Consider the following 24,026-nt stretch of genomic DNA (forward strand, 5'->3'; position numbering starts at 1 on the left):
TGAACAATGGAGGTTTCAGCCAAGGTACATATTATCATATGAGAGAATGCATAAATTATTCAATGTTTATTGATGACGAGTTATTTTTAATACGATAACTCAATTTTTCATAGAGCATTCTTAAAATGTAAAAGAACCAATACCCTATTAAAGTACCTAAGGTGTTAAGTATTAAATCATCTACATCAAAACTTCTGTAAATCGATCCTATATACACTGAAAACGAAAGCTGTATAAGTTCAATAAATAGAGATATGAAAAATCCAGTTAGCAAAATCCTTTTTACGTTATTTAACTTCGCGAATAAAAAAGGAAACAACAAGCCAATTGGCAGTAATAATATTAGGTTTCCTCCAAGTGATCTAATTACATAATATTGCAGTCCTTCATGGTAAACGTCTACAAAAAAGTAAAACGGGATAAAGTTATTTCCTGATACAAAAGGGATATAAGTGTCATCCTTCATATCCTTAATTAAATTAGCATCTATTGGCATAGGGAAAAGTGTAACACTTATCAAGTTGAAAAAGTAAACCAATAAACAGAGGATAACGATATGTTTATGTACTGGCAGCCGACCTTTTTTGTAAAGGAATCGTCTAATGAGTCTATAAAATATGAAGCAAAAATAAAGAACCATAAAGTATTGCAAGAAAAAAGCTGAGTCTAGCATAAATACACCACAATTTCCTTTTTGGTTCATTTTAACATATTTAGAGAAAAGGAGATGGCACAGATTTTTTTATCTAATATTTAAGGAGGAAAGAGATCATTAACAGCAAAGAAAGAGCTTTACAAGCAAAATATGACGACATGCTTTATAGGAATGGTCTTTGCTTTGGATTTCTTCAGTTGCAAGGACTTGAAGATGAATTTATTGAACATATGAGACAAGTTGCTGAGTACGAGAAAGACCTGAGATACAAGAAGGCAGCAGCTAACTTCATGAAGATGCATGACCAAAATAAACTGGGTGGGTGATTAATTGTTTAAGGATAAAAATAAAATAATAAAGAGTATTGAAAAGATCAATAAACTTGAAGAAGGGTTGGCACTATTTGAAGAAGGTGACGAAGAGTATTTAAGTGTATTAGTGAAAATTCAGGGGCTATATGATGAAATTGCAGATACTGCTTTAGAGTGTTTTAAAGAGATGACAACAAAAATCAGGAAAACTGGTCAGAAACGAATTGGAAAAGGGATCGATCAGTTGCCATATACAATTAAAGAAAACATTGCTGATCAAGTGAATGAATTAAAGGGGAGCTTTTTGGATGAAATCAAATATTAATGGTATTGAATTTGAGGGTACGCCCGAAGAAATAAATGAATTGATTAATTTACATGGATATAAGAATATGCTGCAAGATGATTTATTAATGAGGAACTCTGACCAGCATAGCCGAGTGAATAGATCAAGACCGACTAATTTATTTAAAGTAGGGGATTATGATTTCCATGACTCGCCTAAATGCTTAATTATCACTTGATTAGAGTAGTAATAAATCAAAAGACAAATATAAAATAAGGAGATGTTTATTATAACATATGTAACTTTATTTCTAGCAGCTTATCTAATTGCATTAAACATTAATGAGGTCAGATTGATTGTTCGAGGAGAAGGTAATGCGTATAGAAAAGTAAAGAATGTGGTCGATAATTCATCATTAGAAAATATGAAACGAAATAAGAATTTGATTTACCTGTTTACTTTACTCAAGGGGATATCTTTCATTGTCCCTTTGGCTTATATCGGATTAATTATGCATGATAACATTCTAATGCTTGCTTGGACAGCAGTTTCACTTATTTATGTTGTCCTTAGTATGTTTAAAGTTTTAGATGTATTAGACGGTGAAAAAACTAAGCAAAATACATATTTTTACTTGTTATTTGTTTGTGGGAATTTTCTTTTTGTTGTATTTTATTTTGCAGATATTTTCGTATAAAATATTTAATTAATGCTTTGCTTTTTCAAATACTATTTCCAAAAGGACTGAGAATCATGACTCAATTCGATAAACAATACAATTCAATTATAAAGGATATCATCAATAACGGAATCTTAGACGAAGAGTTTGATGTAAGAACCAAGTGGGAATCAGATGGAACACCTGCTCATACACTAAGCGTGATTAGTAAGCAAATGAGATTCGACAACTCAGAGGTTCCGATTTTAACGACAAAAAAAGTTGCCTGGAAAACAGCGATTAAAGAGTTGCTCTGGATTTGGCAGCTGAAATCGAACGATGTTAATGATTTAAACAAGATGGGCGTACATATTTGGGATCAATGGAAACAAGAAGACGGCACCATCGGACATGCATATGGATTTCAGTTGGGGAAGAAAAACAGAAGTCTAAATGGAGAAAAAGTGGATCAGGTAGACTATCTTCTTCATCAATTGAAGAACAATCCATCTTCACGCAGACACATTACAATGCTGTGGAATCCTGATGAATTAGACTCAATGGCCTTAACACCATGTGTATACGAGACGCAATGGTACGTTAAACAAGGGAAACTCCATCTGGAGGTAAGAGCACGGAGCAATGATATGGCGTTGGGGAATCCATTCAATGTATTCCAGTACAATTTGTTGCAGCGCATGATTGCTCAAGTGACTGGTTATGAGCTTGGTGAATATATCTTTAACATTGGGGATTGCCATGTGTACACACGTCATGTAGACAATTTGAAAATCCAAATGGAAAGGGATCAGTTTGAAGCACCTGAACTATGGATCAATCCTGAAGTGAAAGATTTTTATGATTTTACAATTGATGATTTCAAATTAATCAACTATAAACATGGGGACAAGCTTTTATTTGAGGTAGCGGTTTAATGCTATCTCTGATTGCTTGCTGTGATAAAAATCTGGCCATTGGATATCAAAACAAATTACTGAATCATTTGCCTGCTGACATGAAACACTTCAAAGAAAAAACTGAGGGGAAAATATGTATTCAAGGAAGATCAACATACGAATCAATTATCGGTATGACAGGTAAGCCTCTGCAGAATAGAAGGAATATTATACTTACTAGGGATCAGAACTTTAAGCCAGATTATTCGTCATTTGTGTATCATTCAATTGAGGAGGTCTTAAAGCTCATTCAAGGTCAAGTTAACACTGATGAGGAAGTGATGGTGATAGGGGGAAGTATGATATACAAAGCATTCTTGCCCTACGCTGATAAAGTGTATTTGACAATTGTTGACTCAGTCTCAAAAGAAGCAGATTCATATTTTCCAATGTTAGATGATCATTGGAAAGTGGCTAATAAACAACATAATGAAGCCGATGAAAAGAACAAATGCAATTATTCCTTCCTAACTTTTGAAAATAATTATAGACAAAGTTAAAAAATATGTATAATATGATAACAGAAGAATAATGAAATAAAAGTTTTTTATTTAAATTACAAAAACAAAAAATATGCATTTTAATAAAACTATTATTTTATTCAAACTTTAAGGAGGTGATTCATTGGAGGTAGGAGACAAAATACATAACGCAAATGAAAAGATAACAGCCTTGGAGAAAAAGAAATACCAAATTGAAACAACTCTGCTTGAAAAACAGAGGGATCTTTTAAGACTTGAAACTCAGCAAAACAAAGAGAAGCTTAAATTGTTATTCGAATTAAGCGAAGTCTTAACCCAATTGGAAGATGAAGAATGGGTTAGCTGCACGATTGCTTTACGAATTATTAGAAGAAATAAAAGAAAGTATTTGAATCTATTTGAACTGGTTAACGAAAAAGCATACATAAATAAGGATAAATTTAAAGTTCTTCATGATGAATTCTTTGATTTGAAACAGCAATTAAATGAAATCTGAGGAGTTGATGGAATGGAATCGAAAAAGTATGTCCGTATTATAAGGAATTTTAGTAAATACGGTGATATGACCGGTCAGATTTTTCCTTTGTTAGGGACGTGGGAGGATTCGTATAAAATCGATGGTTCTGATGGGGTGGTGTACGTCCGAAAAAAGGACGTCGAAGTCATCGTAACAGAAAATCGTCGCCCCAAAGTCGACGAGCGCGTGTTAATTACGGAAGTACTATTGTCATCAGGCCACTATAAGAATGGCGATATCTACACGGTACGAAGCGTAGTAGACATCTACGGTACGATTACCGTAAAAGAGCACTCTAATTGTGTAATATCAAGGGAATACGAAGTCATCGTCGATGAAGTTAAAAACGAGGAGGCTGACGGAATGGAAAACGTAAATCAAACGGTAATCAATAATGCGAATACGGTATTTGAAAAGAAGGATGATAAATATTTCGGTTATAAATCTCGTTTTGGAGATATCGTTATTGGCGGAGCATATTCTTATAGATTCGTAGTTCAATATGCAAAAACAAATCAAGACGTTGTTGTTATACCTGGAGATGAGAATACGGTAACGACTCCGGTTTGTACGACACTAGAGGAACGTTTATGGCAGCCAGAGAAGGCAGTAAAGTCGTCGCCAAGGAACCTACATTATTGATCATCAAAGAGCCAAATTATCTGAAGTTACATCTGTCTCCGTCAGCGTCCGGAGATGGCGACAGAGGTAACTGTGCATGACTAAAGTCGATCTGCAGAGGTATTTTAGACTTTATTCTAAATGAAATCTGTATTTTAAAGAGAATACAATTTATCGAGTGGCTAATCAAAGGAGGCAATAAAATGGTACAGACATTACACAGTGCAAGTCGAGGAGCTTAATAATAGTAGTTAGTGACATAAAAAGAGGTGGAAACAATACCATTAGTTCTGTATGGATTTAGAGAAGAGACTTAAAAAAGAGAGGGGAATAATTCCCCTCATAAATTAATGAAATTGACCGCCCATATTCTGTTGAGCTAAGCGAACTAAACGTTTAGTGATTTCTCCACCAACTGAACCGTTTGCACGAGAAGTAGTTTCAGCGCCTAATTGAACACCAAACTCAGAAGCTATTTCAAGTTTCATTTGTTCAATAGCTGAAGCTGCTTGAGGAATTAGTAAATCATTATTGTTGTTTGATCTTGATCTACTTTGTTGAGCCATCTTATTCATCTCCTAAAGTGTAATGAAAACAAGCTTGTTTGAATCATATTATGGAGACTTTTTCAGGGATTATACACGTTTTTACAAAGAGAGGGTGATTTTAATGTCTATTGGCCATGGAGCATAAATTAGCATGGAATTAATTATAGGTTTAGATAGGGGGATACACATTGTCACATTCATTTTCATTAGTTCTTAGCAAGAAGTTTCCCTTAAGAATGTTAATTAAACTTTGTGAAATTGACTTCAAGATGCAATTGGGTAAACCAGTATTGGGATTCTCCTCTGGGGTACAGGAAGACATCGGTTTATTTCTAACTGTAAGTTCAAGACAAATCGAATTCCGCTTTTTGCGTAAAGGAAATTTTAGAGTGGCACTCAAGAAGGTTGAAGATTTCATTGATAAGCAATTTCAAGGTGAAACTGTTGGAGTTATTTATCACGATAACGTATCAAGGTTAAGAGACATACCAAAAGTTGATGTTATTAAACTAAGGTAAGAGGAATTAAAATTTTAATTTTATACAGAGGTGATGATTCAATGTTAAGAATTATTTTAAATGATGACAGTGAATATGAAAATGATCCGAAATTGGGATGGAATTTAGAAACAAGAGAAGAGATACAAGAGGTATTCGATGAAATTGGATTTTATGAGTTATGTGATAAAGTAAAGGGCTACGAGAGAATATACAAGCGTGATTTAAAAGCGATTGTTTAACATGTTGATTTCATTCAGAAAAGGAGGATAAAAAACTTGGTAAACAAAACTTTTGAATTAGTGTTAAATAGTACCCCTAGGCAGTCGTTCGGGTTACTAATTTGGGGATTATCAGGACTCTGGGTGACTAATATTTTTCAAGTGAAAAACTTTACGGATAATAACGCATTATTTGTTTTTGGCATTTTAGTCGCAATGTCGATCAGTATGCTGTTTTCTTTTTTGTTTTTTAAAATCATTGATTTCGTTTTGCTAAAAATAAAATTGATCAGAATTAAAAAAGGAAAGATTAAATATTTAAAAACATTAACACGTGGAGAAAAAGATGTCTTGAATGGATTCATTTGGTATAAAACAAAATATTATTCTCATGATTCAGAAAGAAGTGCCGTTCAAATGCTAGAGAGCAAAAAGATAATTGAAAAAGTAAAGGAAAGTAATTCTGATTGTAAAAAACACGTTTATTTAATAGAAGACTGGTTGTATGAGTATTTATCACAAAATGATACTTTATTACAAACCCCAGCAGATAAGGTGTTAATGGGCATTATTTAAAATAAAATCGGTCTTTTATTTAGGATAAAAATAAAATTAGTGGATAAGTTAAGGGGTTTATAAATTGAAAAGCCCAACTAATAAGCCAAAGATACTTAACACTATTGAAATGCAAAGAAAAGCCCAGATCAAAGCTGTTAAGGGATTGTTAAGTCCAATCCTTTCTTTCCATCCTATTTTAGTGGATTCAGCAGTTTTATTCTTTGCTAATTGAATGTATAAAACAACATTAAGACAAAGTGAAATAACGAGCGCCGGAATTAAATAAAGGCTCATTTTGACCACCTTTCCAACATTCAAGACTAATACAAGAGTTATATTAACACAACCATATTTTACCTTCAATATAGATTTAGATTAGGAGAGTGATTGATTGGGAGCAAACAATCAAGGGAAAGTTTTTGAAGCGAACATTGAAAAATCTGCAGCGGATCAGAAGTTGTTCTTTTACCGAATTAAAGATGTTAATCCAATGTTCTTGAAAAGAGGGGCAGCAGTATCGAAAAACAAATATGACTGTTTCTTGCATTTTAACGGATACTTATTTCCCTTTGAGCTTAAGTCGACAAAGAACAAGTCCATTTCCTTCAGTGAGAAGATCATAAAAGGGCAGCAGATTAAACATTTAAAAGAGGCAGCACAGTACCCAAACATAATTCCTGGTTTTCTGTTTCAGTTTAGAGAGCCTGAGAACAAGGTTTATTTCGTACATATTGATGAATTTTTGAAATACAAAAACATAGCCGAAAAGCAGTTAGAACACACATATAATAATAAAGTTAACAAGTCCAGTATCCCGATAGCAATTTGTGAAGAGATCGGTACAGAAGTGCGCTGGATGAAAAAGAAAGTGAATTATACATATTATCTAAACAAACTTTGCGATGAATTGATAAAGAAATCCAAGTTATTGGACAAACCACTTAATTCATACATTGATGACAAGTCATCTATGGGAGTGGTGCATCAATGAGCAAAAGAAGAGAATGCGCAGAAAACTATAAGGTAACCACAGTTATTAATCAGGATGTAGAAAATTGGGTTGAAGAGGTGATATCAACTAAAGAATTTTATGATTTTGCAGCTACATTAATGTACAAGTATAAAAAAGCATAAGGTAAAACAAGTATACCTGTTTTTCCCATGGTATACTTGTGCTTATATACAGACATAAAAGATAAAGCAATATGGAGGTTATGATCTATTGCTTATATTAAAGGGAGATCAAAAGCTAAGTACGGACAATATAATGCATTTGATTGGCAAAATTAATGCATTGATTTATGCCAGAGTATCAACAACAGATCAAGCTAATAAGGGTTTTTCAATTGAGTCACAAATAGAAAGGTGTAAAGAAAGAGCAATCTCTAAATTTGGATACAAGGAAAGCGAAATAATTGCGTTAGTTGAACCGGGGGGCATGGGAGATGATCCAAACCGGCCAGCTCTTAATCACGCCTTATATTTATTAGAAAAAGGACTAGGAAAAAAATTCATAGTATTACACCCAGATCGTCTAACTAGAGATAACACCTTACAGGGTGTGGTATCAAGAAGAATATGGGGTATGGGTGTTGATATCGAGTTTATTGAATTTGAAGTAAATCCTCATGATCCTGAATCAATGCTGATGTACAACATTCAAGGTTCAATTGCACAGTACAATAAGGCGAAAATTCATGCTAACTCAAAGCGAGGAAGATTGGCTAAAGCGAAGAAAGGTGAATTTCCTTCATTTAAAAGGTTGTATGGGTACAAATTTAATACAGTGACAGATCTTCCTGAGTATAACGAAGAAGAAAAAGAAATTTTGCTTGAAATGAAGGATATGCTCTTAAACAAAAAAATGTCCTCGAATGAAATTGCTAAAGAACTTTCAAGAAGGGGAGTTGCTGCTCCTAACGGAAAGACTTGGTATCAGGCAACTGTAAGTAGAATGTTGCAGAATGAAGATTACACAGGTGATTTTTATTATGGAAAGTCAAAAGTTGTTCAAATTAACGGTAAGAAGAAACAGGTGCCGACAAACAAAGACGAATGGATATTGATAAAGATTCCTCCAATGTGGGATAAAGCTACACGAGAGCAAATCATTGAGCGATTGAAGAGCAACTTTAAGGGAAGAAGTCGAGCTACTAAAGACTATTTGCTGAAAAACAAGGCGAAATGCGGCCGTTGTGGAGGGGCATGTGGCTCAGGAATAACTTCTAAAACTAAATCAGGCGTATATAAGTATTATTCTTGTAGAGCAAAGACTGCAAAAGGATATCAAAATGGCAAGAAAGTTGTTTCGTGTGAAGGTAAGAACTGGAGAGTCGATATCGTTGATGAAGTTTTTTGGAACTGGTTTATAAAACTCATGAAGAATCCAGAGAAATTTCTAGAATCATTTTTAGAGGAAGCGTCTGATCAAAAGAAAATCGATGAACTCAAAGCAAAAGCAAGTCGACTAGAAAAACAACTCGGTGAGATAGATGAAGAAATTGCAAATTATGTGATTCTTTTTGGGAAAGGGAAAATTAAAGAAAGTATGTTCGACCAACTGTCTCAGCCATTGGAACAGAACAAAGAGCATATTGAGAATGAGATTAAAATAATTAATTCACAATTGGCTGCAAATAAACAAACTGAAGACAAAAAACAAAAAATGATCGATTATATTGGCTCGTTCTCTAAAATGATTAAAAATGAAATTACAATAGAAGAAAAACGGCAATTCCTTGATTTCTTCATTGAAAAAGTAACTCTGTTTGATGATGATCACATGGAAGTTGTATGGAAAAGTTCTTCACTTAATAATGAAAACAGCCATGTGGATTTTCTTAACGGCGAGCAGGGAGGGGAGTTTATAAACTCGCATAAAAGACTAAACCATATTCAAGCATATGGAAGACAAACAGCATGAGTTTATTTTGATACTCGCCGGATATTCACGGGAAATGGATCATTTTCTCTCGTTAAATCCCGGACTCCAATCAAGATTTCCCATCTCCATTGATTTTCCGGATTACTCTGTGACCCAGCTCATGGAGATTGCGAAACGAATGATCGATGAAAGGGAATACCAGCTCAGTCAAGAAGCGGAATGGAAATTGAAAGATTACTTAATGACAGTGAAAAGCACGACAAGTCCCATTAAATTCAGCAATGGACGTTTTGTCAGAAATGTGATCGAAAAATCGATCAGAGCACAAGCCATGAGGCTTTTAATGGGGGACCAATACTTAAAAAGCGACTTGATGACCATCAAAAGCCAAGATCTTTCCATTAAAGAAGAAGCATCTGGATCTGCATAGACCTCTCAGTTTTTGAGAGGTCTGTTTTTTGCTCGTATTTCCGCTTTTCAAAGCAATCGATTTGTGGTATACACATGCAGGGTTTGGTATGATAATACTACTGCCCAATATGCAAAAGAAAGGAACATCCATTTGAACGAACAAGAAACGATTCAGGAGAAAGCCATTTTAGTCGGATGTCAGCTGCCGCATATCACGGATGAGCATTTTGAAAATTCTATGGAAGAGCTAGCATCTCTGACGAAAACAGCAGACGGAAAAGTACTGACCAGCGTCACACAAAAACGGAACAGGGCTGACGCCGCTACATATATAGGAAAAGGGAAGGTAGAAGAGCTGAAGGCACTCGTGGAAGAGCTTGAAGCTGATCTCCTCATCTTTAATGATGAACTGTCGCCAAGTCAGTTGAAGTCATTGGCAACAGCAATTGAAGTGAAGATGATTGACCGCACGCAATTGATATTAGATATTTTTGCAAAGCGGGCGAGAACGAGAGAAGGCAAACTTCAAATTGAGCTGGCTCAGCTGCAATATGCACTGCCGCGTCTGACGGGACAAGGGATCAACCTTTCCCGGCAAGGCGGTGGAATTGGGGCAAGAGGTCCCGGGGAAACGAAACTGGAAACCGACCGCCGCCATATCAGAAATCGCATTCATGAAATCAACACACAGCTTTCCACTGTCATTCGCCATAGAAGCCGATACCGTGAAAGAAGAAAGAAAAACGGTGTGCTTCAAATTGCGCTTGTCGGCTATACAAACGCAGGGAAATCAACATGGTTCAACCGTCTGACGAGTGCTGACAGCTATGAAGAAGACCTCCTGTTTGCCACGCTCGATCCGATGACCAGAAAAATGGTCCTGCCAAGCGGCTACAGTGTTCTTCTATCAGATACAGTAGGATTTATTCAGGATCTTCCGACGACATTGATTGCTGCATTCCGCTCAACGCTTGAGGAAGTAAAAGAAGCGGATTTAATTCTGCATTTAATTGATTCTTCAAATGAGGATTATGCGGGACATGAAAAAACAGTGCTTCGGCTGCTTGAGGAGCTTGAAGCAGATGATATCCCGATGCTGACGGCTTACAATAAACGTGATCAAAAACTGCCTGATTTTATACCGTCCGCCGGAAGGGATCACATTATGGTCAGTGCGAAATTTGAGGACGACGCTGAAATCTTTAAAGAAGCGATTCAGCGCTATTTGCGCCAAGAACTGTTAACGTCTTTTGAAGCACATGTGCCGGCAAGTGAAGGGAAGCTCCTTTCCAGAATCAAATCGGAAACGATGGTAGACCGCTTCTATTTTAATGAAGAAAATGAACAGTATGACATATCCGGCTATGTCCAAGAAGAGCAAAGTATCATCGGTGAATTAAAGAAGTATATGTAGGAAGGAAATATAAAGACATGTTTGACACATTAACACACGGAGAATTATTGAAGAAAACGGCAATGGAAGTGGAAGCGGACATTGCCGGCATTCATAAACAAATAGAAGAAATCAGCGAGCGAAATGAGTGGAGAGTGCTTCAAAGCTATAGAAAACACAAAGTAAGCGACACTCATTTCACGCCGTCTACTGGATACGGCTATGATGATATCGGAAGAGACACGCTTGAAAGCATATATGCGGATGTGTTTGGCGGAGAAGCGGGGCTTGTAAGGCCGCAAATCATTTCAGGCACACATGCCATCTCAATTGCTTTGTTCGGTGTCCTCAGACCGGGGGACGAGCTCCTTTATATCACGGGCAAGCCGTATGATACGCTAGAGGAAATTGTGGGCGTCAGGGGTGGAGAAAACGCTGGATCGCTAAAGGATTTTCAAATCGGCTATAATGCGGTTGATCTGACGAAAGATGGAAAGATAGACTATGATGCAGTCGCCGCTGCGATCAATCCGAAAACCAAAGTAATCGGCATTCAGCGCTCAAAAGGATATGCGAATCGCCCTTCTTTCTTAATTAGTGAAATAAAAGAAATGATACGTTTTGTAAAAGAAATCAATGAAAACCTGATCGTCTTTGTGGACAACTGTTACGGAGAATTTGTGGAAGAGCTTGAGCCTTGCCATGTTGGAGCCGATCTGATGGCGGGATCTCTCATAAAAAATCCGGGCGGCGGCCTTGCGAAAACAGGCGGCTACCTTGTCGGAAAAGCGAAATGGATTGAAGCATGCTCATACCGTATGACGTCACCCGGTATCGGCAGAGAAGCGGGGGCATCTCTTTACTCGCTCCAAGAAATGTACCAAGGCTTCTTTTTGGCGCCTCACGTTGTGTCTCAAAGTTTAAAGGGAGCGGTGTTTACAGCAAGATTCCTTGAAAAACTCGGCTTCACTTCAAACCCGAAATGGGATGCGAAAAGAACGGATTTAATACAATCCGTTGAGTTTTCTGACAGAGAAAAGATGATTGCTTTTTGCCAGGCTATTCAATTTGCATCGCCAATCAATGCTCATGTGACGCCTTATCCAGCCTACATGCCTGGATACGAGGATGATGTCATTATGGCAGCAGGAACGTTTATTCAAGGAGCAAGCATCGAATTATCAGCTGATGGCCCTATCCGCCCGCCGTATGTAGCGTATGTTCAGGGAGGATTAACCTATTCGCATGTGAAGAATGCCATATGCAGTGCAGTGGATTCATTGATGGAAAAGCAATTAATTTAAATTTTTTAAAAATTTCTCTGGATTTGATGTTAAGAATCCTTACATCGTATTGACACATAATATAACATCACCTATAATGAAACTAAGTTAAGAAAAGGAGGAAATTGAGATGAGTGATAATATTCGCCGCTCAATGCCTTTATTTCCAATAGGAATTGTCATGCAGTTAACTGAGTTATCAGCAAGACAAATTCGATATTATGAGGAAAATGGACTGATATTTCCAGCCAGAAGTGAAGGAAATAGACGATTATTTTCATTTCATGATGTAGATAAACTGTTAGAAATCAAGCACCTGATAGAACAAGGTGTAAACATGGCAGGAATTAAACAGATTCTGGCGAAAGCCGAAGCCGAGCCAGAACAAAAACAAAACGAGAAGACGAAAAAACCAATGAAACATGATCTGTCCGATGACGAACTGAGACAGCTCCTGAAAAACGAGCTCATGCAAGCCGGCCGTTTTCAAAGAGGGAATACATTCCGTCAAGGCGACATGTCCCGCTTCTTTCATTAATCCGTTAGCAACTGTTTTGCTATATACATTTACCTTTTAAGAGGAGGAATTTTACCAAATGGCAAAGTACACTAGAGAAGATATCGAAAAATTAGTAAAAGAAGAAAACGTGAAGTATATCCGCCTTCAATTTACTGACATTCTTGGAACAATCAAGAATGTTGAGATTCCTGTAAGCCAGCTTGGAAAAGCGCTTGATAATAAAGTCATGTTTGACGGTTCTTCTATTGAGGGATTCGTTCGTATCGAAGAGTCAGACATGTACCTGTATCCAGATCTAAATACATTTGTTATCTTCCCATGGACAGCTGAAAAAGGTAAAGTAGCACGTTTCATCTGTGATATTTACAATCCGGATGGCACACCTTTCGAAGGTGACCCGCGAAACAACTTAAAACGGATTCTGAAAGAAATGGAAGACCTCGGCTTCAGTGATTTTAACCTTGGGCCTGAGCCTGAATTCTTCTTATTCAAATTGGACGAAAAAGGCGAGCCGACGCTTGAACTAAACGACAAAGGCGGGTATTTCGACTTAGCTCCAACTGATTTAGGAGAAAACTGCCGCCGCGATATCGTACTTGAGCTTGAAGAGATGGGCTTTGAAATCGAAGCGTCTCACCACGAAGTAGCACCTGGTCAGCATGAAATCGACTTTAAATATGCTGGAGCAGTCCGCTCTTGTGATGACATCCAAACATTTAAACTAGTTGTCAAAACAATTGCCCGCAAACACGGCCTGCATGCGACATTTATGCCAAAACCATTGTTCGGTGTGAACGGTTCAGGTATGCACTGCAATCTATCACTCTTCAAAAATGGTGTTAACGCATTCTTTGACGAAAACGCAGATCTTCAGTTAAGTGAAACAGCGAAACACTTCATTGCAGGTATCGTGAAGCACGCAACAAGCTTTACAGCAGTAACAAACCCGACAGTAAACTCTTACAAACGTCTTGTTCCTGGCTATGAAGCACCTTGTTATGTAGCATGGAGCGCGCAAAACAGAAGCCCGCTTATCCGTATCCCGGCTTCTCGCGGCATCAGCACACGTGTTGAAGTACGCAGTGTAGACCCAGCTGCAAACCCATACCTTGCACTTAGCGTATTGCTTGCTGCAGGATTAGACGGAATCAAAAACAAACTGGAAGCGCCGGCTCCAATCGACCGCAACATCTATGTGATGAGCAAAGAAGAGCGCATGGAAAACGGAATCGTTGACCTTCCAGCAACACTTGCGGAAGCGCTAGAAGAATTCAAATCAAACGAAGTCATGGTCAAAGCGCTGGGCGAGCACCTATTCGAACACTTCATCGAAGCAAAAGAAATCGAATGGGATATGTTCCGCACGCAAGTACATCCTTGGGAACGCGAACAGTATATGTCTCAGTATTAATTTTTCAATCCCTTGGCACTAAAGGTGTCAGGGGATTTTTTATGTTAATAGGTAATAAATTATGGAGCGGCACTGCTAAAAAGCAGGGTAACTTTTAGTCTATGTCACTAATAATTCTATGTACTAAATTTTCAATTAGGGAAATAATTCCACGCTTAAGGAAGCAATACGCATAAATAATTCGACAAATTCTGTGATAATTCCATTGTTCAATACTTCTACCAGCAATAATAAGATGAGTAAGGTAGATGTTTATCATTGACATCATAACCAAATGAATCCATAATTACGTTGAAATCTAAATCAATTTTCAAAAAGGAGATTTCTATGAAAAAATTGACTATCTTCTCCGGGGGATTAGGAGCGGTTTTTTCTGTACTGGCTCAACTGTTTGCGGTTATAGATGACTCTTACACTTTGGGGAATTTATGGTTTTTAGGTGCTTTGGCGGGAATTATAACCATGATTGCTTCAATCCAGACAAATAATAAAATAGCCTTCAGCATATTATTAATTATTAGTTCAATAATAGGTCTACTTGGAACTGGTCTTATATACATCATACCAACACTGTTCAATATAATAATAATTTATAAATTTTCAAAAGTAAGCCAATAAGCCAATGGGAAAATTAAGGTTCTTTTTTTATTTAACATCCCTTTGACAAGGTCGGTAATGAATCGCAGAATGTTGCAACTGGTCCACACAGTTGGGGCAATTGTGGGCATGATTATCGAACGCCATGTATCTAGGATACCGGAATTGAAACATTTGCTGAGGCATTCCGTGAAGCTGATCACCAAATGACCATTTCCATAGAGGCACGTCTAAAGAAGCTATCATAGGAGGACAATACTGTGTGGAAAGCTTTAAGTCAATTACTCAAGAAACAGAAAAATCAAAGTCCACTCGATGAGGGTTATATACAGATTCCAGAAAAGGATATAAATCAAGAATTAAAGCAAGTGATATTTGAGTTGGAGAGCCTGGGGGAAGTAGTATCGAAAAAGCTGCAGAATAAGTATGCAGGTGTTTTTGAAGCTCAGGATAAACCAAATCTCAGCATCAAAGTTTGTAGAGACATAGATGGAGATGTGCTAAATGATTTTACAGCTGAGAGATGTTTTGAAAAAGAATACCGTTCACAAATAGCAATTAATTACTATCAACCTGCAATAGTCTGTGATGAAGAATTAGACTGTTTCACAATGGATTTGTGGTATTACTACGGTGGATATAAGGGTACAGGTTATGGAACATTATTCGATTTAAATAATAATGACTTAGAAAAAGAAATTGAAGAAACGCTAATATTTTTACTCAATGACAAACAATTCGAGAAATAAAAAAGAAAGCCGCAAAGGACTTTCAATCAACGTTCATTTGCTTAGTTACCTTGATCCTTGTCCATTTTATGTTGGTAAGCAGGGAGGAGAACTAGGCACTCCATTCAGATATCTCTTTCTTAACTCAGTCAATTTTTAAACGTTTCTTCATTTATATCTAGGATTTGAAAAAAATAAAAAAATAATGAATAATTGAATTTTTTTGTTATATTAAATATAGCGTTGGAAATATGAAAGGTGGATTAAAAATGAAATATGAAAAAGTTTTAGATTCAACATCTCCATATGGGCCTCAAGGCCTTTTAGAAAAAGAGGGGCTTTTAATATCTACTAGATTCTGGGCAAATACTCAAGCGGATATTCTTACAGGATCGGGTTTACCTGTGAGCAATGAAGAGATGAAAACTTATCTGGCTATACCGAATGACGTTGGAGTTCCTCAAGATTTTCAAAAAATATATAATGTTTTTAATGAATATAAACAGTTGTGTAACTGGTGGATGGAGAATTTATTCAGCAGTGTTCTTAATATGGTTAACGATATTAATAATATTGGAGCTTTTGCAACTAGAACAATAAATAGGGATATAAAATTATTACAAATAATGTCTATCGATAGCAATGAACAAGGAAGACAAGAGGCTGCGAAGCAATTTCAGTCTTCCTGTTCAATGCTTGCTGGAGAACTCAATCAACAACAACAGTCTATAAAAGAGGTTCAAAACCAATTAAATTCCCTCCTTCAAGGTAGTAACGACTGTATAGGTGTTAGACAATTGAATAATTCTTTAGAAAAAGAAGTCGCATATTTAGATTCACAGTATAATGATGAGAGTGAGATACATGATTCAATAAATATGTTTTTAGAATTAAAAAAATTATTGGGTATATTTGTTGAAGGTCATGATATTAATGAGAAAGTAAAATTCAGCTTTGATCTAGGGCCTCTATTTGGTTTTATTGTATCTGAAATATTAGAGTGTTCTGATATACAATCAGTTAAACAACAAATTGATCATTTTCTGAATATGTTAAACAATATGGATGCACAACTTTCTTTAGAAGTAAAAGTTTTGGGGATGCTTCACAGTATCAATATAGACCTGGTTAATGTAATAGCCCAAGCAGAAAAGTCTAAGGAGTTTATAGGACAAATCGAAGGCATCTGGCATTCTATAGCAAATCAATTTTATTCACTCGCCCAAGGGTTTGAGAATGAGGATATCAATAAGCTTTCTGCGGATCTTGATCATGCTGCCGCCACTTGGGAAGCTGTTGCTAATAAAGCAAAAGAGTTTGTAACAAATTCATACCAAGGGTAAAAGAAAAATAAGGGCCTGAAAGGGCTCTTTTGCTTATAGTCATATTTCCCGTAAGTATTACTTTTTGGATTTATTAAATTTTAAAGCGTGTTTGTTTCACTGAATTCATAGTCAAAAGGGGAATGTTTTTATGCTTGGAATCAACGTTGAAAAATCAAATGAAAACTTAATTATCAATTGGCAGCTATCCAAAATTGAAATTCCAATCAAAGAAATCAATGATGTATTTCTTGATCCAAACTATGGGGGAGAGGAGAAAAGCGCAGTAAGGATTGGGTTTCCTTATGGCTCTACGGATAGGGTAGTGATTAAAACAGCAAATCATACTTACATTTTGTTCACCACTAATGCTGCTTTAATTATGAATAAAATTGTTTCTTTATAAACAGTTTATGTCCCTTTTAAATTTCTGTGTGGGAAAATTTAATGGGATGATTTAAGGAGGAGCATTTATGGAAGAAGGAAAATTAGTCCACATGACACTAGATGGTATTAAGAAAGCAGTTACTAAATATGGTACATTTCCTGTGTTTCATCATGGGGGTTATGTCTTGGAAGATGCTACTTTTCATTTCAAAAATCCAGCAACTCCTCAAGAAATTAGCGGCTTAGAAAAGGAATTAGGTGTTACTTTCCCTAATGACTATAAAGAGTTTTTGTTACAACACAATGGGGTGGAAATGTTTGATGGCATTGAAATACTTAGCTTAGAGGGAATCATTGAATATAATGAGGTTCAAGATTTCCCAGAGGGATACTTATTAATAGGATATCATTTTGATGGAAGGTATGTCATAGACACAAACAAATCAAAAAAAGGATTAGGTTATATGTTATATCAAGACTCAATTGACGATATTGAAGATGCGATTAACTTAAATTCTAATTTCGAGATATGGTTTGATATGCTAGTGTCTTCTAATGGAACGAAATATTGGGAAGTAAATCCGAATCTCCAAGAGTATTATAAACTGGTTTCAGAATAACACTTCGGCAAAAGAAAAAATTATGACTAATTTCAACAACCAAAGAAACTGCAATTTGAGGGAAGTATAATGACAATTTACGAGCAAATTAAGGATGCTTTGAAAAATAAGATCAATGAGTTGGTTTCACCTCAAGAATTAAAGAAAACCCTTCAAGAAAAATACGGAACTAATCCGGATAGCATTATTTTATCAGATTATTGTTATAACCGGTATAATAAGGGGATTTCTTTTAATAAGCACCTCTTTGAATATATGAATAGAAGTTCTTACAAATACTTAGGTGAAAACTCTCTTTATACAGGACTTATTTTCAGAAAATCAAATGGGAAAGATAAGGAAGTTATCGTAGGCGAATGGGTAAACGGTGTTAAATCACTCCGAGAAGCTTCTGTTACTAATAACCAAATAAATGATCAAGCCGAAATCATTAGTAAAGAACAACTTGTAAACCTTTATAATGAATATAACCAAATCCTGAGATATGAAATGAATGTATTGAACTGTAAGCCTACAGAATTGAGACATTTAATTGGCAGAATCGGTGAATTCATTTGTGCAATCCAAACCAACGGCACTCTGGCACGTCAAACTAATCAGCATGGATTTGATGTTGTGAGTGATGGCAGACGGATTAGTGTAAAAACAACAGCTCAATCAAGTGGTTTTATTTCGATAAATAAAAATACATTTGATGATTTTGATGATTTTTTTGTAGTTCAATACGTAAATGATGATTTTAAAGTTATTTTCTTCGGCTCAAAGGAAGAAGTGCAAAAAATAAGCAGAATTTATGGAAGCCAATACGAAGTTGAAATTTCACTTCTTAAAAAGCTTAAAAAGGAATACCAATTAAATTAAACAATCTTGTTGGTAACAAACATCCTCTTACTTATTGTAAGAGGATGTTTGTTTAATTCTTACATATTTTATCTTTGCAATCTGGCTTACGAGTTGCATCCACAGTAAATGATCTTACTTCGTCTTTAGTTTTGTCATAAATTCCCCATATTACCCCTCAGAGAAGGATAGGGGGATTATTTTGGAGAATCATATTCCATTGCTTGTTCACAGTCAGAAATCCTTGAGTTGTTCTATCAAGAGTTGTTGAATAAGGATAGTCATTTTTTAAAGAGGTTATTGTTGTCTTCATATTGAAATAAAGATTAAGTATATTAGAGGGGAGTTGCTTTAATGCACATAACAACAAAAAGGTTATTGATACGTGAATTTGAATTCAAAGATTGGCAAGCAGTATATGAGTATACATCTGATAGTAATGTAATGAAGTATATACCTGAAGGGGTTTTTACTGAAGAAGATGCAAAGGCATTTGTAAATAAAAACAAAGGTGATAACGCTGAAAAATTCCCTGTGATACTAATAGATGAAGACTTTCTTATAGGCCATATTGTCTTTTATAAGTATTTTGGTGAACATACATATGAAATTGGTTGGGTGTTTAATCCCAATTATCAAAATAAAGGGTATGCTTCTGAGGCAGCCCAAGCTATCTTGGAATATGGATTTAAAGAAATGAACTTACATAGGATTATAGCTACGTGTCAACCTGAGAATATTCCTTCATACCGAGTTATGGAGAAGATCGGAATGAGAAGAGAAGGATTTTTTAAAAAATGTATTCCGAAAGGCAATGAATGGTGGGATGAATATTATTACGCTATTTTAGAGGAAGAGTGGAATTGTAAGAGGGGTAATGCAGGAATTTGAAACCATAACAGCTATAGAACGTATAGTGATAGTAGGGCTTATAGTGCTTAATATGAATGATGTGAGAGGGGTATCCAAATGCAAATTCATCTCACCAAAAGCGGAAAACAAGACAATCATCATAAATGGTTAGGAACTGTCTTGCTCAGTTGGGGAACATTCGTATTTGCTTTGTTTTTTGCTACTTTAGTCGGTTCAATGGCTAGCCAAGCAGGAGCTTCCAAGCTTTTGAAGCAAGGCATCCAAGCAGGTTTAGTCACATTAATAACTGTCCCGTTGCTCTACATTCTTCTTAAACGGATGTCTAGTAGACCCTTTTATTCCATAGGACTGTCTGGGTGGCGGCAAGCCATTCCGAAAGCCATAATAGGAGCAATATATGTGATTGTACTATCCGGGTCTGGTTTCGCTATCGCCCATTTATTAGGCTGGATCAAAGTTACACAATTTCACTTCTCTGTCCATTTAGTGACAGCATTGCTCTTAAATATGATTATCGCTTTCTTTTATGAAGCTTTTCCAGAGGAATTAACTTTTCGGGGGACGGTGTACTATGCTCTAAATAAGCGTTGGAACTGTTTTATGGCCTTACTCCTACAGCCGATCCTGTTTGTGCTTGCACCAATAACTGTAAGTGGCTTGCAATATATAGTTGGAATTGAATCATCTGCTATCACATTAGATTACATTGTTTTATTGTTGGGTTTTGGATTCATCCTTCAACTCCTGCGTATTGTAACAGGAAGCTTATGGACGTCTATCGCTTTTCATCTAGCCTTTCTTGAAAATTCTCGGTTCTTCGTCCTGCAGGAGGAGGAGCGCTTTATTACCTATGAAGAAATTGTTCTGGGAACAGGTTCGCTGTTTGTGATCTTTTTTATGTTGCTTATTGTCGGTACTCTACTATTAATACCTGTTGCAATAACTCGCCGAAATGCTATTCAATGGCGGAAGAATGAGAAATGCGACCAAGATGTTTAATTTCTAAGTAGAACAGTAGTTTTAAGGAGGATCTAGACAATGTTGAAGAAGCATTCATGATGAAAGATTAGTAGATTTTGATTCTCAAGGTGGAAACCTTATTAGTGTTTATTTAGTTACTCACTTTGAGTTATCTGATCAATCGTATTCTTTTGGGTATGAAGCATAACTGTTCGTATGCAATGGATATTCTAAGCGTTAAAGAGGAACTTGATTTCGATTTCCCATTTAATATGCTTGCAATAAAAAGCTGTGTACAAGAATTAATAAAAATGTTAGGGATTGATATCACTCTACCTGAAATGAAAGAAAGAGATTTTGACAAACTTTCTCAAGACTAAATAAAACTACAATTTTAAGGAGAACGGAGACTTGCTTTCAATATGAATATTAGAAAAGCTGCAGCTATTTTTTCAATCACGATTCCAATTATCTCAGCTATCTTAATTATTAATTTTTTTACGGGAGTTATGTCAATTCCATGGCAAGGAATGCCGGTGTTTTTTCCATTATTACTTTCTCCTATAGGAATCATTTTAGCGTTCGTTTCAATGAAGACAAATAAACGGTGTGCTGTATATGGGATTGTCTTAAATGCAATTATGTTTCCATTTCCTTTTTTCTGGTTTATCGGAGGGGCTTTGTTATTTGGAGTTTAAAATTTAAAGAATAGAGGAGGTACCATTTTGTGGTTATATAAATTCAGTTTGATCAATTTGTTAATTTATGCTGCAGTAGCCTTTTTAGCTGTGTTTTTTTTTCTGGTTTGTTGATTATCCGTCAAATGCTCTTACCGTATTCAGAAGCTTTGGGTATTACATTATGAGCATTATTGCTGCGTTAATTTATTGGGACTCAATATTTCTGCGAATTTAAATTGAATTTAAATAATGTGTTCACACCGTTCACAATAAGTAAAGGCTGCTAAAACAAAGAGAGTGAATATTCAGATTGTTTAATTAATCCGAGAGCATAAGAAGTGTTATTTTTAATTGGGGGAATTGACTTGAATTTTTTTATTTGGATTGTAATGTTATAGTTATTTTTGGCGGCCTCTATGCAGGTTACAAAAGGAATAGGTAGAACTTTTAAAAATGATGAAAAGTTAAATACATAAATTTCTTTGTATATGACTGTCGGATACCAAAAGCAAAAAGAGCATTTAGTTTAATGCTCTTTTTCATTCCACAACATCGGCATTCACGCATCAAAAGGAGGGGGAATACCATGAAAAAATTAGTTTTATTATCCAGCTTTTTCGGGATTGTGCTATCAATTATTGGACAATTATTTGGAGTCCTAACAGATTTCTTTATTTCAGGTATTGCACGGCTTATAGGGATTTTAGCCGGTATCCTAGTATTGCTTAGCCTGAAGTCAAGAAACACAGAAATGCAGGCATTTATAGTGAGTTCAAGTACTGCGCTGGGAATAATGGGTGCAGGAATTTTATATTTTCCAGCTGCGATTGTCAATGTCTTAATTGGGTTTAAGCTAAACAAAAAGTTAAAAGAGAAAACACTAAGGAGCAGATCTGAATAGACTGCTTTTGGTTGGAGAACCTGAGGAATTGTAGTATATATGACTTTAAAATTTTATACACTTCTTACAACAAATGAAATCGAATTTTTTAAGTAATACAAAAGGCTTTTTAGAATTTTTGAAATCCGACTTGTTTAAACTTTCTGAAAAAGATGTTGAAAAAGTCGAAAGGATTTTATAATATTAAATCAAGTTAGTTTGTTCGATCAACAAACTAATAAGATGAACTTTCATTGTCCACAAGATAAGGTCTTACTGAATATGGATGGAAGGGGGATAAGAGGGTCGATTTAATGGAGCTAAACAATATAAGAAACGAAAGAATGAGGCTTTTATCCTTTTCCAGGTATATAAGGTATGACGAAAAAAGATGAATTTTTTGCTTGCTGATCACCATATTTTTTTGCACTGTTTTGAAAGCGCTTTTATAAACGTTTACTGACCGTAAATTCGAGAAATTGTTATACCGTTTCACACTGTTCCATATTAAAGGATCGAAAAGGGGAGAAATCATGCTCAGTGAAAATGTAAAGAAGATTAGCATGGTTGAAAAAGTTGGATATGCGTCTGGAGATTTTGCTTGTAATTTAATTTATGCAACAGTGTCTACTTATCTTTTGTTCTTCTATACAGATATTTTTGGTTTATCGGCAGCAGCAGCCGGTACTATGTTTTTAGTGGTTAGAATAATCGACGCTCTCGCTGATCCTTTTATCGGAACAATAGTTGACAGAACGAACAGCAGATTTGGACGCTTTAGACCGTATCTTTTATTCGGAGCTTTTCCATTTGTCATACTGGCAATACTCTGTTTTACAACACCAGACTTTTCGGATATGGGGAAATTAATATATGCCTATATAACCTATGTTGGCTTGTCGCTTACATACACAACGATAAACGTTCCATATGGCGCGTTAACTTCTGCAATGACTAGAAATAATCAAGAAGTGGTTAGTATAACTTCTGTTCGCATGTTATTTGCGAATCTTGGGGGACTTGTCGTTGCATTTTTTGTTCCCTTACTGGCTGCTTATTTAAGCGATACTTCCGGCAACGAGTCTCTTGGCTGGCAACTAACCATGGGTATTTTGGGAATGATAGGCGGGTGCCTTTTAATCTTTTGTTTTAAAAGCACAAAAGAGCGGGTCACTCTTCAAAAATCCGAAGAGAAAATTAAATTTACGGATATATTTGAGCAGTTTCGTGTTAATCGTCCACTTGTTGTATTAAGTATTTTCTTTATTATTATTTTTGGAGTGAATTCCATCAGTAATTCGGTTGGCATTTACTACGTAACGTATAACTTAGAAAGAGAGGATTTGGTGAAGTGGTACGGTTTGATAGGAAGCTTGCCCGCTTTGGTCATTTTACCGTTTATTCCAAGGCTTCATCAATTTTTGGGGAAAAAGAAATTACTAAACTATGCATTATTACTGAATATTATCGGCCTCTTAGCTTTACTGTTTGTTCCGCCAAGTAATGTTTACCTCATACTTGTCTGCCGATTAATCGCAGCTGCTGGAAGTCTCACTGCCGGGGGATATATGTGGGCGCTTATTCCTGAAACAATTGAATATGGAGAGTACAGGACTGGGAAAAGAATGGGTGGGCTCATTTACGCTATAATCGGATTTTTCTTTAAGTTTGGCATGGCCTTAGGAGGAGTTGTTCCGGGTCTGGTTCTTGATAAGTTTGGATATGTAGCAAATCAGGCACAAACCCCAACGGCATTAATGGGGATTTTAATTACAACAACCATTATTCCCGTGTTCTTGCTTGTTCTAGCTTTAATTGATATTAATTTCTATAACTTAGATGAGAAAAAATATAAAAACATGGTTCGAGAATTAGAGAATAGAGACAAAGTTTATTTGGATCATATTGACGATTTCAAGGCTTAAAA

The 24,026-nt window shown here is 35.9% G+C and carries 30 protein-coding genes and 6 pseudogenes; 33 read left to right on the top strand and 3 right to left on the bottom strand.

The annotated features are described in order from the left end of the window. Positions 1-55 precede the first annotated feature (55 nt). Positions 56-703 (bottom strand): VanZ family protein, encoded by a 648-nt coding sequence (locus KXZ66_RS10035; RefSeq protein ID WP_306989432.1) that lies wholly within the window; start codon positions 701-703, stop codon positions 56-58. Between the two features lie 110 nt (positions 704-813). Here KXZ66_RS10035 and KXZ66_RS10040 point away from each other — a divergent pair, with 110 nt between their 5' ends. The 8 genes and pseudogenes from KXZ66_RS10040 to KXZ66_RS22825 form a co-directional block, all read left to right on the top strand. After that, positions 814-981, top strand: a complete 168-nt coding sequence (locus tag KXZ66_RS10040; protein WP_116316022.1) for a hypothetical protein — start codon at positions 814-816, stop codon at positions 979-981. Between the two features lie 4 nt (positions 982-985). Continuing rightward, positions 986-1,291 carry a hypothetical protein gene (locus KXZ66_RS10045; protein ID WP_219144946.1) on the top strand — a complete coding sequence of 102 codons (306 nt, stop codon included), beginning with the start codon at positions 986-988 and terminating at the stop codon, positions 1,289-1,291. Continuing rightward, positions 1,275-1,490 carry a hypothetical protein gene (locus KXZ66_RS10050; protein WP_219144947.1) on the top strand — a complete coding sequence of 72 codons (216 nt, stop codon included), beginning with the start codon at positions 1,275-1,277 and terminating at the stop codon, positions 1,488-1,490. The genes KXZ66_RS10045 and KXZ66_RS10050 overlap by 17 nt, the downstream gene beginning before the upstream one ends. A 114-nt stretch (positions 1,491-1,604) precedes the next feature. Continuing rightward, a complete protein-coding gene (locus tag KXZ66_RS10055) occupies positions 1,605-1,949 on the top strand; it encodes a hypothetical protein (RefSeq protein WP_219144948.1) in 345 nt (114 codons plus the stop codon). Positions 1,950-2,005: 56 nt separating this feature from the next. Beyond that, positions 2,006-2,845 (top strand): thymidylate synthase, encoded by an 840-nt coding sequence (locus KXZ66_RS10060; protein WP_219144949.1) that lies wholly within the window; start codon positions 2,006-2,008, stop codon positions 2,843-2,845. Then, on the top strand, positions 2,845-3,366 hold the full coding sequence (locus KXZ66_RS10065) for a dihydrofolate reductase (protein WP_219144950.1): 522 nt from the start codon (positions 2,845-2,847) through the stop codon (positions 3,364-3,366). Before KXZ66_RS10060 ends, KXZ66_RS10065 begins: the two co-directional genes overlap by 1 nt. 124 nt (positions 3,367-3,490) lie before the next feature. Then, positions 3,491-3,844, top strand: a complete 354-nt coding sequence (locus tag KXZ66_RS10070) for a hypothetical protein (protein WP_033884589.1) — start codon at positions 3,491-3,493, stop codon at positions 3,842-3,844. A 611-nt stretch (positions 3,845-4,455) separates the two neighbouring features. Next, positions 4,456-4,553 (top strand): annotated as a pseudogene (locus tag KXZ66_RS22825) (hypothetical protein); the annotation flags it as partial. A 280-nt stretch (positions 4,554-4,833) separates the two neighbouring features. Here the strand turns inward: KXZ66_RS22825 and sspC are convergent. Beyond that, positions 4,834-5,052 carry an acid-soluble spore protein SspC gene (gene sspC, locus KXZ66_RS10080; protein ID WP_009967454.1) on the bottom strand — a complete coding sequence of 73 codons (219 nt, stop codon included), beginning with the start codon at positions 5,050-5,052 and terminating at the stop codon, positions 4,834-4,836. A 170-nt stretch (positions 5,053-5,222) separates the two neighbouring features. On the opposite strand from sspC, the gene KXZ66_RS10085 reads away from it, so the two are divergent. From KXZ66_RS10085 to KXZ66_RS22830, 14 genes and pseudogenes are all read left to right on the top strand, one after another. Next, positions 5,223-5,552: a hypothetical protein gene (locus KXZ66_RS10085; RefSeq protein WP_072692893.1), complete on the top strand. Its 330-nt coding sequence runs from the start codon at positions 5,223-5,225 to the stop codon at positions 5,550-5,552. Positions 5,553-5,593: 41 nt separating this feature from the next. Continuing rightward, positions 5,594-5,773 (top strand): hypothetical protein, encoded by a 180-nt coding sequence (locus KXZ66_RS10090; protein ID WP_219144952.1) that lies wholly within the window; start codon positions 5,594-5,596, stop codon positions 5,771-5,773. A 36-nt stretch (positions 5,774-5,809) separates the two neighbouring features. Continuing rightward, positions 5,810-6,328 carry a super-infection exclusion protein B gene (locus tag KXZ66_RS10095; protein WP_219144953.1) on the top strand — a complete coding sequence of 173 codons (519 nt, stop codon included), beginning with the start codon at positions 5,810-5,812 and terminating at the stop codon, positions 6,326-6,328. A gap of 64 nt (positions 6,329-6,392) precedes the next feature. Then, positions 6,393-6,542 carry a hypothetical protein gene (locus KXZ66_RS10100; RefSeq protein ID WP_219144954.1) on the top strand — a complete coding sequence of 50 codons (150 nt, stop codon included), beginning with the start codon at positions 6,393-6,395 and terminating at the stop codon, positions 6,540-6,542. Positions 6,543-6,701: 159 nt separating this feature from the next. Continuing rightward, positions 6,702-7,301 carry a Holliday junction resolvase RecU gene (locus tag KXZ66_RS10105; protein ID WP_114523498.1) on the top strand — a complete coding sequence of 200 codons (600 nt, stop codon included), beginning with the start codon at positions 6,702-6,704 and terminating at the stop codon, positions 7,299-7,301. Continuing rightward, positions 7,298-7,444, top strand: a complete 147-nt coding sequence (locus KXZ66_RS10110) for a hypothetical protein (protein WP_160171069.1) — start codon at positions 7,298-7,300, stop codon at positions 7,442-7,444. The genes KXZ66_RS10105 and KXZ66_RS10110 overlap by 4 nt, the downstream gene beginning before the upstream one ends. Positions 7,445-7,532: 88 nt before the next feature. Next, positions 7,533-9,233 (top strand): recombinase family protein, encoded by a 1,701-nt coding sequence (locus KXZ66_RS10115; protein ID WP_219144955.1) that lies wholly within the window; start codon positions 7,533-7,535, stop codon positions 9,231-9,233. After that, positions 9,199-9,624: pseudogene (locus KXZ66_RS10120) on the top strand (stage V sporulation protein K); the annotation flags it as partial. The gene KXZ66_RS10115 and the pseudogene KXZ66_RS10120, both read left to right, overlap by 35 nt. A gap of 132 nt (positions 9,625-9,756) precedes the next feature. Further along, positions 9,757-11,019, top strand: a complete 1,263-nt coding sequence (hflX, locus tag KXZ66_RS10125) for a GTPase HflX (RefSeq protein ID WP_032725748.1) — start codon at positions 9,757-9,759, stop codon at positions 11,017-11,019. A gap of 17 nt (positions 11,020-11,036) precedes the next feature. Further along, positions 11,037-12,302 (top strand): methionine gamma-lyase family protein, encoded by a 1,266-nt coding sequence (locus tag KXZ66_RS10130; RefSeq protein ID WP_029317829.1) that lies wholly within the window; start codon positions 11,037-11,039, stop codon positions 12,300-12,302. 109 nt (positions 12,303-12,411) lie between these two features. Further along, complete coding sequence (gene glnR / locus KXZ66_RS10135) at positions 12,412-12,819, top strand: transcriptional repressor GlnR (RefSeq protein ID WP_003238341.1); 408 nt, start codon at positions 12,412-12,414, stop codon at positions 12,817-12,819. 58 nt (positions 12,820-12,877) lie between these two features. Next, positions 12,878-14,212: a type I glutamate--ammonia ligase gene (glnA, locus tag KXZ66_RS10140; protein ID WP_003231737.1), complete on the top strand. Its 1,335-nt coding sequence runs from the start codon at positions 12,878-12,880 to the stop codon at positions 14,210-14,212. A 327-nt stretch (positions 14,213-14,539) separates the two neighbouring features. Continuing rightward, positions 14,540-14,830, top strand: a complete 291-nt coding sequence (locus KXZ66_RS10145; RefSeq protein WP_101502297.1) for a hypothetical protein — start codon at positions 14,540-14,542, stop codon at positions 14,828-14,830. Positions 14,831-15,069: 239 nt separating this feature from the next. After that, positions 15,070-15,558 (top strand): hypothetical protein, encoded by a 489-nt coding sequence (locus KXZ66_RS22830; protein WP_151870228.1) that lies wholly within the window; start codon positions 15,070-15,072, stop codon positions 15,556-15,558. A gap of 41 nt (positions 15,559-15,599) precedes the next feature. On the opposite strand, the pseudogene KXZ66_RS22835 reads toward KXZ66_RS22830, so the two are convergent. After that, positions 15,600-15,704 (bottom strand): annotated as a pseudogene (locus KXZ66_RS22835) (excalibur calcium-binding domain-containing protein); the annotation flags it as partial. Between the two features lie 912 nt (positions 15,705-16,616). On the opposite strand from KXZ66_RS22835, the pseudogene KXZ66_RS22560 reads away from it, so the two are divergent. The 11 genes and pseudogenes from KXZ66_RS22560 to KXZ66_RS10205 all read left to right on the top strand — a co-directional run. Continuing rightward, positions 16,617-16,880 (top strand): annotated as a pseudogene (locus tag KXZ66_RS22560) (hypothetical protein); the annotation flags it as partial. A gap of 130 nt (positions 16,881-17,010) precedes the next feature. Beyond that, entirely contained in the window at positions 17,011-17,265 is a 255-nt protein-coding gene (locus KXZ66_RS10160) for a SunI/YnzG family protein (protein ID WP_015252034.1), read from the top strand. Between the two features lie 166 nt (positions 17,266-17,431). Continuing rightward, complete coding sequence (locus KXZ66_RS10165; protein ID WP_151870521.1) at positions 17,432-17,866, top strand: SMI1/KNR4 family protein; 435 nt, start codon at positions 17,432-17,434, stop codon at positions 17,864-17,866. A 69-nt stretch (positions 17,867-17,935) separates the two neighbouring features. Next, a complete protein-coding gene (locus tag KXZ66_RS10170; protein WP_151870226.1) occupies positions 17,936-18,727 on the top strand; it encodes a DUF7225 domain-containing protein in 792 nt (263 codons plus the stop codon). 333 nt (positions 18,728-19,060) lie between these two features. After that, positions 19,061-19,597 (top strand): GNAT family N-acetyltransferase, encoded by a 537-nt coding sequence (locus KXZ66_RS10175; RefSeq protein ID WP_015483262.1) that lies wholly within the window; start codon positions 19,061-19,063, stop codon positions 19,595-19,597. A 78-nt stretch (positions 19,598-19,675) separates the two neighbouring features. Further along, positions 19,676-20,578, top strand: a complete 903-nt coding sequence (locus KXZ66_RS10180) for a CPBP family intramembrane glutamic endopeptidase (protein ID WP_151870225.1) — start codon at positions 19,676-19,678, stop codon at positions 20,576-20,578. Positions 20,579-20,630: 52 nt separating this feature from the next. Continuing rightward, positions 20,631-20,919 (top strand): annotated as a pseudogene (locus tag KXZ66_RS10185) (hypothetical protein). A gap of 42 nt (positions 20,920-20,961) precedes the next feature. Beyond that, on the top strand, positions 20,962-21,237 hold the full coding sequence (locus KXZ66_RS10190) for a hypothetical protein (RefSeq protein ID WP_128747121.1): 276 nt from the start codon (positions 20,962-20,964) through the stop codon (positions 21,235-21,237). 39 nt (positions 21,238-21,276) lie between these two features. Continuing rightward, positions 21,277-21,454 (top strand): annotated as a pseudogene (locus KXZ66_RS10195) (UPF0715 family protein); the annotation flags it as partial. Between the two features lie 351 nt (positions 21,455-21,805). Further along, positions 21,806-22,120 carry a hypothetical protein gene (locus KXZ66_RS10200; protein ID WP_134991481.1) on the top strand — a complete coding sequence of 105 codons (315 nt, stop codon included), beginning with the start codon at positions 21,806-21,808 and terminating at the stop codon, positions 22,118-22,120. Positions 22,121-22,632: 512 nt separating this feature from the next. After that, positions 22,633-24,024, top strand: coding sequence for an MFS transporter (locus tag KXZ66_RS10205; RefSeq protein WP_077671703.1), 1,392 nt, complete (start codon positions 22,633-22,635; stop codon positions 24,022-24,024). Positions 24,025-24,026 lie beyond the last annotated feature (2 nt).

The organism is Bacillus sp. LJBS17 (assembly GCF_019334685.1).
Lineage (GTDB): Bacteria > Bacillota > Bacilli > Bacillales > Bacillaceae > Bacillus > Bacillus subtilis.